Below are 10762 nucleotides of genomic sequence, written 5' to 3'. Positions count from 1 at the left end.
GTTTGACGTCACGCAAAGAAGCTCCACATCCTTGACACGTATGCACACGGTGGACGACACGATGATGTGGATGTTCCACTTGACGGAGCGTCTTCCCCTCATGTCCCTCTTGCCCACCAGGCTTTTTGCCAGACGGCTCGCGGGAGGAACGCTTTTTCTCAAAACGGTCAGAAGATGGGGGCAAATGGCTATTGGAGCTGTTTTTTTTCGTGCGTGCTTCCAGCTCTTGAACACGGTACTTCAGTTGTTCATTTTCTTTGCGTAGTTGTTTGTTTTCGTGACGCAAATGTTCATTTTCTTGAATGAGTTGATGAATGAGCTGTTTTTGTTGTTGAACTTTGCCGATTAAGCCCTCAACTGTAAATACAGCTTGTTGTACCGTCAACATGCGATTCACCTCCTTGTCTATCAATATTCACATCATAGACAAGGAAAGAAGAAAATATTCAGCTCACTTTAGGATGTGGCTGAATATATACAACAATCGGCCCTAAAAACGCAGAATAGATGAGAATGAATATTCCTAGACCTTTAGAGGATGAATCTTGTACGAGTACCCAAGGAAATGAGCATAACGCAAGCAATCCGGTTATGGCTACAGCCGGTTTATACTTTAGTTTTGTCAGCAACTGAATGACATAGGTGGGCGGAACAATATTGGCAACCATATTCACCCCAATAGACCCGAGAATAATAAACGCGGATACAAAGAATGTAATGTATGAGTTGTCTACCACAATCGCAAATGCTTTAACCGGATTGGCGACACCAGTTGCGGAAGCAAGCATGGCACCGATTGTGAGGGTCAAGCCGTATGCTGCAAAAATGGGCAAAAAGTATAAAAAGCCACGTTTTGTGTTGCTAATGCCGGGCTTCAATTCCCGCGAGTAGTCCGCGGCGCTTAAGAAGATTGCTGCATAGTTGCCCATAAACATCATGATAAAGGCAAAGAACGGCAATCCCCATGACCCTTCTGTATGCACCCATTTTTCGACAATCACATTGCTATATGATGTAAGAAGAACAACAAATACATAGATAAGGGCTAATCCAATGACAACTGATACGACGGTTTCCACCCATTTAATAGCGTGAAAGCCATACAGTGAAAGTACAATTTGCACGATTTGGAGTACCACAAAACAGATGGCTACGTTGTCAAAAGATCCGCCTGTGATAATCTTCATAATTTCGTTCAGGGCGGTACCGCCGATCCAGCTTTGGAAGCCGTACCAAACGATGGCCGGGATGCCTCGGCAAAGGGATGAAATGACAGAGCCTTTCAGGCCAAAGGACATTCTGAGCTGCACCACATAAGGGATTCCCGTTCTGTACCCGAGTCGGTCATTTAAGGCGAAAATGGTTGAAATAATCCCGATGGCAATAATTGCGGCGGCAAAAGTTTGGAAAATGTTAAGTGTAGCTGTCCCAGCTACTATCAAGCTAGCTCCAAGTGTCATATTGCCCAGGTTGACACCGTCGCCAATCCACATAAAAACGTAACTTAGCGGTCCGACTTTTCGATCTCTATCGGTCTTTGGCTGCAGTGATTCGTCTACATGTTCCGCAAGTTGAATCACGGATTCCACATTTGTATTTACGGACATTGTATTGTCAACTCCCTCTAGAAATATTGATGTATCAAGGCTTGATGCCCTCTCAGGGGCGTCAAAAAATATTTTTTTGACAAAACACCCTTTTTTTGAATGTTTGTGCATTTCTGCTGTCATTGTCTGTTTTTTGGCCAAGGTCGCCTAACATAAAGATAAGAAAGAGGCGAGCCTATAACGGCCAGCCAGTAGCGACAATCGGAAAACTCATTCTCCCTCATTCATCAGTGCCATGTGCTACACGTTCACTTGATTCAGTATGATTGAGGGATGTAGCCGCCTTGGATCTTCCAGTCATAGATTAAGAAACGAACTTGTTTCAAGTATTATGAATTGGTGAATGTTGCACGTTTTCAATCCATAGACGACACAACATGGCGTCAACGTACATTAAACATACAAACGGTGAGAAGAACGACTTTCTAGGTTCACGATTCACGATCTGCCCCCTTTTTTCATCACATTTGGTGTTACTTTATATAACATATTAAAACGCGGAGATGGCAATGTCATTAGTCAACCTATCCAATCTTTACTTAAAGGAAAAGTTAAGGTGCATAATGTAAATTTATCTGTTGACCCGTGGTGCTAGATAAACTTGATCAAGCATAAAAATAGCCCTTGCTGGCGGATCTCCAGTAGAATGAAAGTGTCACCCAACATTCGAAAGGAGAGATCCCCCATGCAAGAGCACTTTCATTTTACTACAGATCCAGCCAAACTTCAAAAACAATATGCCGCTATTTTCTGTTTTGTTTCTGCCCAACTGTCGTTGATTCAAATGTATCTTCATCGCCGCAACCGTCACTTGGTCAAGCAAGAAGACGAAGTGGTCATGGCGGTTCACCTTTTGGGGAAGCTGCTGGGCTTTTCTTCCGAACGAGCCTGGCATCGTTTTGTCACGGGAAATTTGTTCACAAACGGCTCGTTTCTTGAACGCTCCCGATACAACCGCCGCTGCCGGGCGCTTGGTTTCGCCATCAAATGGATCCGTCATGAGCTGGCGAAACGTGGCCAACACCATGCTTATGCGGTCGTCGACAGCTTGCCTCTTCCGTTGTGCCATCCCGTGAGAATGCAGCGCGTCAAGCGATTTCGAGGGATCGCRGATATGGGGTATTGTGCTTCCAAAAAGCAATGGTACTACGGTTTCAAGCTGCATCTTCAAGTGACCAATCAAGGGCTGGCCATGGGCTATGTCGTGACGGAAGCGTCCTGCCACGACGTCAAAGCCGCTGAAACGGTGATGACTCAAATCCCTCATCCCTACAACTTTGGGGACAAAGGGTACATCAGCCACGCTCTTCGAGAAAAGCTGTACGAAGAACACCAAGYCGCGTTCTGGACACCGTCTCGACACAATCAAAAGCACGGCCCATCCAAGGCATGGGAAGAATGGATCCAAAAAAAACGCAAAGTCATCGAGACGGTGTTTTCGATTCTCGTAGACCAATACCGGATCACCGACATTCGAGCGAATTCCATGGCCGGGTTTGAAGGGGCACTCGATGGCATCTTGTTGGCTTATTCCTTGGTCACACTAGGGCTGGTTGAGCGCTGACGCTCAACTAGCACCACGGGTTACATATAAGAATTGACTCTTCACCAGGAACATATGCTTGACAAACAATGCAATTTCCTACAGGAGGATAGGCAAAACCATTAATGCGCAACCAACAAGAACAAATGAATCAACTTGCGCAACGCAAAGTTTCGGGCCAAATCACGATCCCTAACCGCTTCAGCCATCCGTTGAATTTCTTCATCCGAAACAAGTTTTTGCATCAAACTTGGAGGTGTGCTATGCTTGTTTATAGAGCACCGCCTGGGTTTGTTTGAATCGTTACTCATCTTCTACAGCAAAGGCACTCTTCTGTCTTTTGGATTTTATTGGATAATCAACACGCCTAGCTTGATATACATTAAGGGAGGTATTGTTGTTTTGTGGATTATTATTCAATTTGGATTAGCCGCTATTTTACTTTTATTTTCTACTCTAGCTGCTTGGTATGAAGGCAGTGCAATATTAGATAATCCTTGGGAATGGAAGCATTCAACACCGTTTTCCCAAATGATGTATGGTCAAGTACATAGTAAAAGTCATATTTCACAACTTGACTACTTTGTATACTCCGCTAAATTTCACCCCTTTTTTCCAATTATCATGGGAATAAGTAGTTTATACTTATTAATTCTTATTGGATACTATTTCTTAAAACCACAGAATAAGAAATTTGCTTGTTTTCTATTCATTTTAGGAGGAGGCTTATTCCTGCTTGGTTGCTTTTTTATGGATTCTACCACAACAGGTGGAAAAATCTTTTTTTATATTTGGTTAGTGAGTGGCTCTTTGTGTACTGCAACAGCTATAACAACTTATTTCCAAGTATTAAATCACAACCCGCGGCGCTAGATAAACTCAAACAAGCATAAAATAGCCATTGCTGGTGAACCCCCTACTAGAATGGAAGTGTCACCCAACATTTGAAAGGAGAGATCACCATGTAAGAGCACTTTCATTTTACTACAGATCGAGCGAAGATTCAAAAACAATATGCATCGAGAGTCAGTCAAGACTTTGTGGAGAACATTTTTTCGGTTCACTACGGGTGTTGTCAATCACCAGTTAGTGAACCATTTTCAGGAATTAATATCGTAAGCGCTTTCGGACTCTCATCCCTCATCTTGAGGCGATGATATTGTGTTCCATTTTTTTACACCCAACCGCCATCCCGAAGTGCTGATAATGCTTGATGGATCGACGTCCCGGATGACTGCTGAAGATACGGGATGTTTTGTCGCATCACATCCGCCAACAACCGTCCTGCCTTCCGTTTGGCCTGTTCAACCCGCTTGGACTTCGTCGAGGCCGAGGCTGCCCTCCGGGGCTCTTCCTCCTCCAACCGCCCCTTTCTCCACCCGGCCCCGTCGATTCGGGCTGCCATCGCTTTCAGAAACGCCCGAAGCCCTTGGTCTTTCCAGCTGCGGCGGGATTTCACCCGATGCGCAAACCGGCTCATCACGCTCTCGGCGTGGCCCATCGCACGCATGCCGGTCGTCTCCACCCCTTGCTCCGACAGCCACTCTCGGTAGTCCCGGATGCATCCCGGCATCGACTCGATCCGGCGAATCAAGGCGGCCAGCTGTTGTTCTTTGCCTTCGTCCTCCAACGTGCCGACCGCGCTGTTCAGCTCCACGAGAAGCCCTCTTCGTCTTGTTTCGCCAGCTTCTTCCGCACGTCCCGCCAACACGGATGGTCCGAGAGGCATTGGCGCAGCTCCCGCGCCACATGAAATCGATCCAGCTGAAAGCACGCCCGTTTTCCGAAATACTCCCGGCAGGCCGTGATCCACGACGCCGCGTCGCCGTTGATGATCAACAGGTCCCGGCACGGATCATAGGCATATTCCTTCATCAGCCACTCTTCGAACCGTTCCCACACGTCTCCCTCCCCTTCATGGAGGTAGTGGCGCCGGTTCACCAGCTCAAGCTGCGACCCGTTTCGTTTCCATCCCTCGTGAACCGCCAAGATTTTCTCCTCTTTCGCCCGTTTCCCTTTCCCCTGGCGGGAAATGAACAGCCCATCCGCCTCCACAAACAGCACCCGGCCGTGCCGTTGGGAAACAGGGTGATGCAGCGAGACAGGGGCCTCCAGCACCAGTTGGCGAATTGCCTCGTGGCTTAGGACCGCATACCCCACGATCGACTCCAACGTACGGGCCGCTTTGCGGTAGGAAGAGCACTCTACGGCCAACTCGACCGCCGTTTCCTCGAGGCAAGGGCTGATCGACTGCGCTCCATCAAAGCCCAGTTCGGCATCCAGCAAGAAGGTATACGCCCCCGCCTGCCGATCATAGTAATCGTTCCGTCGAAACATCACTTCTCCAAACAGCGTTTGGATCGTGGTCGGCCGTTTGTCTTTCAGCTGATACCGGCGCTTGCCCCGCGCTTCCGCCAGTTGTTGATCAACCTCCTCCAAAAGGGCCGCCAACAAGACAGCGAACACCTTTTGAAGAGTTCTTAGATTCCATTATTCCACAGTATCCAAGAAAGCGAAAGAAGTTCCCTATGACATCATGAAACGCTTGTTGGCGTTGATCATTTCCAAGTGCAACCGCCAAACCCGCCGTTCGCTTCGGTTTCCCAAACCGCTTCGGGTGGTGGATTCGACGACCGTCACRGTCGGGAAAAACCGCCTCCCATGGGCTCCGTATCACGGCGAACGCGCCGGAGTGAAGCTGCACGTCGCGTATTCGCCGGAATCCTCGCTGCCGGCAGACGTGGTGGAAACGACCGGRCTGCGTCACGATGGCCCAGTGGGAGAACAGTTGACGAACGCTCAACAAGTGCTGGTGGAAGACCGGGCGTATTTCAAAATCGAACGCCTCGATCGATTTGTRGAGCAGCATCAGCTCTTTGTCATTCGRATGAAGGACAACATCGAACTTCATCAGAAAAAAAGCTTGAAACGCCTTCCGAGCRCATCTTCATCGGTTCAAGCCGACTTCACGTGCCAGTTGGGGACGAAACAATGCCGCTCCACCAAGCGTCACCGGGTRGTGATCTTTCGAGATGCGAATGGCCGCGACATTCGGGTCGTGACGAACCTCTTCCATGCGTCTGCGGAAACCATTGCCGACATGTACCAACAACGTTGGACTGTTGAGGTCTTTTTCCGTTGGGTGAAGCAATATCTGAATGTCCCGACCTTGTTTGGCACGACGGAAAATGCGGTATACAACCAACTGTTTGCGGCRTTCATCGCGTATGTGTTGCTGCGATGGCTGTATGATCAAACCAAAAAACAGACGAACGTCTCTCTTTCCTTCATTTCGTTCGTTCGCCGTTTTTTCTCTGGGCAGCTTCCTCTCGATTGGAAATCCGGGATGGCCGCTGCTTTGTTTGAGTATGCCCAAATTTATGGAAGGCGTATGTCTAATTTTGGATAATCAACACTCATGATGTACTTTGATATTATGAGAAACTTCAGCCATGAACTTTCCTCTAAGCGATGGATAAATATCGTTCATTCTCCTTTCGTCGTTTTTTCCATTATAGCACATCAACCTAAACACTCTGCCGTCCACCAATACCCTCTTGGCAAACAAAAAAAAGACTGTTCCCACGACGGCAAACCCGTCCTCGGAACAGTCTTTTTGTCCTATTCCCGCAAAAAGACGAAGTAACAGATAAAGACGACAAACAGCACATATAACAGCGGATGCACGTCTTTGGCGCGGCCTTTTAAAATCATCGTGATCGGGTAGAAGATGAAGCCAACGGCAATCCCAGTGGCGATGCTGTAGGAAAGCGGCATCGTGATGAGCGTGAAGAATGCCGGTACAGCGACTTCGAACTTCTTCCAGTCAATTTCGCCGATCGACGAGGCCATTAATACCCCGACGATGATGAGCGCTGGCGCGGTGACCGGTGCGGTAATGACGCTTAACAGCGGCGAGAAGAACAACGCCAGCAAGAACAAAATCCCCGTCACGACCGCGGAAAACCCGGAGCGTCCTCCAGCAGCGACGCCGGCCGACGATTCGATATACGATGTCGTCGTCGATGTGCCAAACACCGCCCCAACCATCACCGCTGTCGCGTCAACAAGCAACGCTTTGCCGGCGCGCGGCAGTTTATTGTTTTTCAACAACCCGGCTTGGTTGGCGACAGCTAGAAGGGTGCCAGTCGCATCGAAAAAGTCAACGATAAAGAATGTCAAAACGACGCCAAGCATTTTCCACGAGAAAATGTCCGGCAAGTGTTCAATCGCGACGCCGAACGTCGGCGAAATATCCGGAATCGCGCCGACAATTTGCTTCGGCACTTCAATTAAACCGAAGATCATGCCGACGACAGCCGTAATGACCATGCCGTAAAAGACGCCGCCGTTTACCTTTTTCACCATTAAAACAACGGTGATGAACAATCCGAAAATGGCGAGCAGCGTATTGCCGTCTTTCAAATCGCTCAATCCGACCAGCGTGGCGTCGTTATTCACAATGATCCCGGCGTTTTGCAGGCCGATGAACGTGATGAACAGCCCAATTCCGGCGCTGACGGCATATTTCAGTTCAACGGGAATGGCATCGATGATTTTTTCTCGAACGCCGGTGAGCGATAAAATCGTAAAAATGATGCCGGAAACAAACACTCCCGCCAAGGCCGTTTGCCACGGAATGCCCATATGCAAGACGACCGTGAAGGCGAAGAAAGCGTTCAGCCCCATCCCCGGCGCCAAGGCGATCGGGTAGCGGGCCAGCACTCCCATTAAAATCGACCCGTATGCCGCCGCCAAAGCCGTGGCGACAAAGACAGCTCCTTGGTCAATGCGCAGTTCGTCAGGAAAATCTTTCACCGCCCCTAACGACAAGGTAAATGGGTTGACGAACAAAATGTACGCCATCGACAAAAACGTCGTCAGCCCGGCGATGATCTCCGTCCGATAATTCGTGCCGAGCTCATCAAACTGAAAATACTTTCTCACGTCTGTCCCCCCTATAAAGAATAAAAACGCTTCTGCAGCTACCAGAAGCGTTGACTAAGAAGGAATGACGAACAGAGAGAGGACATCGGCTCTCTATTTCACATCCCTCGTAGTCAAGCTATTTACGGTAGCTTGGTAGAAACTCCCGAGCCATATTCCCGGGATTATACGACGGAATTCGACAATATTCATGATTCCACGGCTATTGTATCAGCCTGTCGGTCGCTTGTCAAGAAAAAAAGACGAACATTTCTTTGGAAATGCTCGTCTTTTGTTCGTTTTTATTCCCACTCAATCGTCGCCGGAGGCTTGCTTGTAATGTCGTAGACGACGCGGTTGACGTGCGGCACTTCGTTGACGATGCGCGTTGAAATGCGTTCCAGCACATCCCACGGAATGCGGGCCCAATCGGCGGTCATCCCGTCGATCGAGGTTACGGCGCGGATGGCGACCGTATAATCGTACGTGCGGGCATCACCCATCACCCCGACGCTGCGGATGTCGGGAAGAACAGTGAAATATTGCCAAATGTCGCGGTCCAACCCCGCTTTTTTCACTTCTTCGCGCAAAATCGCATCCGATTCGCGGACGATTTCCAATTTTTCTTCCGTCACCTCGCCAAGGACGCGAATGCCAAGCCCCGGACCCGGGAACGGCTGGCGCCAAACGATTTCGTCCGGAATGCCTAATTGTGTGCCAAGAGCGCGCACTTCGTCTTTAAACAGCGTATTGAGCGGTTCGATCAGTTCGAATTTCATATCTTCCGGCAAACCGCCGACGTTATGGTGCGATTTGATCGTTTGCGCCGTCGCCGTGCCGCTTTCGATAATGTCGGTATAGAGCGTCCCTTGCACTAAAAATTCAATGCCTTCAAGCTTCGCCGCCTCATCGTCAAAGACGTAAATAAACTCGTTGCCGATGATTTTCCGCTTTTGTTCCGGATCTGTGACCCCTTTTAGTTTCGCCAAAAAGCGGTCTTTCGCATCGACTTTGATGACGTTCATCTGGAATTGCTCACGGAACGTCTTCATGACGCTTTCCGCTTCGCCTTTGCGAAGAAGGCCGTGGTCAACAAAAATGCAGGTGAGCTGATCGCCGATGGCGCGGTGCACCAATACAGCCGCAACCGACGAGTCAACCCCGCCGCTTAAGGCGCACAACACTCTTTTTTCGCCCACTTGTTCGCGGATGCGACGCACCTGCTCATCGATGAAGTTTTCCATCGTCCAGTCGCCCCGGCAGCCGCATACATCGAAAACAAACTTCTTCAACAAATCGTTGCCGTAGACCGAGTGGCGCACTTCGGGATGAAACTGCACTCCATACCACTTCCGCCGTTCATCGCTCATCGCTGCGATCGGACAGGAAGGGCTTGTGGCATCTACGACAAAGCCGTCAGGCGGAGCGGTAACCAAATCGCCATGGCTCATCCAGACGACTTGTTCGTCCGGCAAACCGTGGAACAACAGGGAGTCATGTTTCACTTGAATGAGCGCCTTCCCGTACTCGCGGTGCGACGCCTTTTCCACTTTGCCGCCTAAGTGGTGCGCCATCAGCTGCATCCCGTAGCAAATCCCTAAAATCGGCAGCCCGAGCTCAAAAATCGCTGGGTCGCATGTAAACGCTTGTTCATCATACACGCTGTTTGGACCGCCCGAGAAAATGATTCCTTTGGCGTTCAGCGCACGAATTTCCTCAGCACGGATCGTGTGCGGATGCAGTTCGCTGTAGACGCCAAACTCTCGGATGCGGCGGGTAATCAGCTGGTTATATTGACTGCCAAAGTCCAAGACGACGATCATTTCTTGGTTCATGTTTTCCACCCCGTCAAAAAAATAACGCTGCCGTTGCCCAAAACGTGGATGAAGGCAGAATAGCAGCGTCTTCTGCCTTCATAGTCGGGCCGTTTACGGCGGCCCGGTAGAGACGCACAAGCCATATTCTTGCGCTTATGTCAACTACCCCCACTTCGCTAACGCTTGAAGTGGGGGCTTGCAACTCCCCAGAAGTGCAAACGGACTTCGTCCTCCTTCCTTGACTTGGGGTTGCATCAGGGGGCAGGTTGACGACTACCCAACGACGCAGGTCATGCCTGCATCGTTACCGATTCTCTCGGTGTGTCTGTTGGCAGTACTTGGCTTCCACACACAACAGACGGACCTACGCTCGATGTTTTACGGTTACAACGTTTYCTGTAACCAACTCCATACATCGAGTAGCCGTGATTGGAGTGCCTTTATTGAACGGTTTTCTCCACGCCTTTATTCTATCATACACAAAAGAAAGGGGGAACGCGCATTCCTCTCCCACTTACTCCCTTTGGTCGTTGAAGTGGGAGTCTCCTGCGCGAAATCGGATGAAGGCTGAAATGAAGTAGAATGGCAGAGCTTATTTTKGCATAAGCAACACGACKATTTTACCCTTTTTTCCGCTTTTTAATCAATCGTTTTGTCGTTCCGAGAAAAGCGGCGCCTCTCGATGCAGGCGCCGCAAAGACGGATGGAAAGGAAAGCCGCGGGATTGTTGACGTTTGATTCCAATGAGCGGTGTAGGCGCTCCGGCCCGTCGGCGGAACGTCTCACTTAAAGACCAAATTCGGTTTTTTCTTCAAGCTGTGCCGCCCTTCGATAAAGCGGACGGTGCCGGATTTGGCGCGCATGACGAC

At 49.5% G+C, this 10762-nt stretch carries 6 protein-coding genes, 3 pseudogenes and 2 riboswitches; of the genes and pseudogenes, 3 read left to right on the top strand and 6 right to left on the bottom strand.

Annotated features, from left to right (window positions below; all coding sequences use genetic code 11):
* Positions 1-388 (bottom strand): DUF6444 domain-containing protein (locus AP057_RS13990; protein ID WP_235468587.1); only part of this gene is annotated, 388 nt, incomplete at its 3' end.
* Positions 389-446: 58 nt separating this feature from the next.
* The gene (locus AP057_RS13985; RefSeq protein WP_235468588.1) at positions 447-1607 is read right to left on the bottom strand and encodes an NCS1 family transporter; all 1161 of its coding nucleotides are present in this window, start codon (positions 1605-1607) and stop codon (positions 447-449) included.
* A gap of 685 nt (positions 1608-2292) precedes the next feature.
* Between AP057_RS13985 and AP057_RS13980 the strand changes: the two genes are divergently transcribed.
* A complete protein-coding gene (locus tag AP057_RS13980) occupies positions 2293-3171 on the top strand; it encodes an IS982-like element ISGsp1 family transposase (RefSeq protein WP_055359013.1) in 879 nt (292 codons plus the stop codon).
* 107 nt (positions 3172-3278) lie between these two features.
* Here AP057_RS13980 and AP057_RS16675 read toward each other — a convergent pair.
* Positions 3279-3425, bottom strand: a pseudogene (locus tag AP057_RS16675) (IS4 family transposase); the annotation flags it as partial.
* A gap of 127 nt (positions 3426-3552) precedes the next feature.
* On the opposite strand from AP057_RS16675, the gene AP057_RS13975 reads away from it, so the two are divergent.
* Positions 3553-4023 carry a YjdJ family protein gene (locus AP057_RS13975; protein WP_049626611.1) on the top strand — a complete coding sequence of 157 codons (471 nt, stop codon included), beginning with the start codon at positions 3553-3555 and terminating at the stop codon, positions 4021-4023.
* Between the two features lie 301 nt (positions 4024-4324).
* On the opposite strand, the pseudogene AP057_RS13970 reads toward AP057_RS13975, so the two are convergent.
* Positions 4325-5634, bottom strand: a pseudogene (locus AP057_RS13970) (ISLre2 family transposase); the annotation flags it as partial.
* Between AP057_RS13970 and AP057_RS13965 the strand changes: the two are divergent.
* Positions 5633-6559: pseudogene (locus AP057_RS13965) on the top strand (IS4 family transposase); the annotation flags it as partial. The pseudogenes AP057_RS13970 and AP057_RS13965 overlap by 2 nt on opposite strands.
* Before the next feature lie 212 nt (positions 6560-6771).
* Here AP057_RS13965 and AP057_RS13960 read toward each other — a convergent pair.
* Together AP057_RS13960 and guaA are read right to left on the bottom strand one after the other, a co-directional pair.
* Positions 6772-8097 (bottom strand): NCS2 family permease, encoded by a 1326-nt coding sequence (locus AP057_RS13960; protein WP_049625455.1) that lies wholly within the window; start codon positions 8095-8097, stop codon positions 6772-6774.
* Positions 8098-8187: 90 nt separating this feature from the next.
* A riboswitch (purine riboswitch) is annotated at positions 8188-8289 on the bottom strand.
* Positions 8290-8378: 89 nt separating this feature from the next.
* Positions 8379-9911, bottom strand: coding sequence for a glutamine-hydrolyzing GMP synthase (guaA, locus tag AP057_RS13955; RefSeq protein WP_049626579.1), 1533 nt, complete (start codon positions 9909-9911; stop codon positions 8379-8381).
* Positions 9912-9993: 82 nt separating this feature from the next.
* A riboswitch (purine riboswitch) is annotated at positions 9994-10050 on the bottom strand.
* Positions 10051-10762 lie beyond the last annotated feature (712 nt).

The organism is Geobacillus sp. Sah69, from assembly GCF_001414205.1.
Lineage (GTDB): Bacteria > Bacillota > Bacilli > Bacillales > Anoxybacillaceae > Geobacillus > Geobacillus stearothermophilus.
This window is presented reverse-complemented; position numbering and strand designations above follow the sequence as displayed.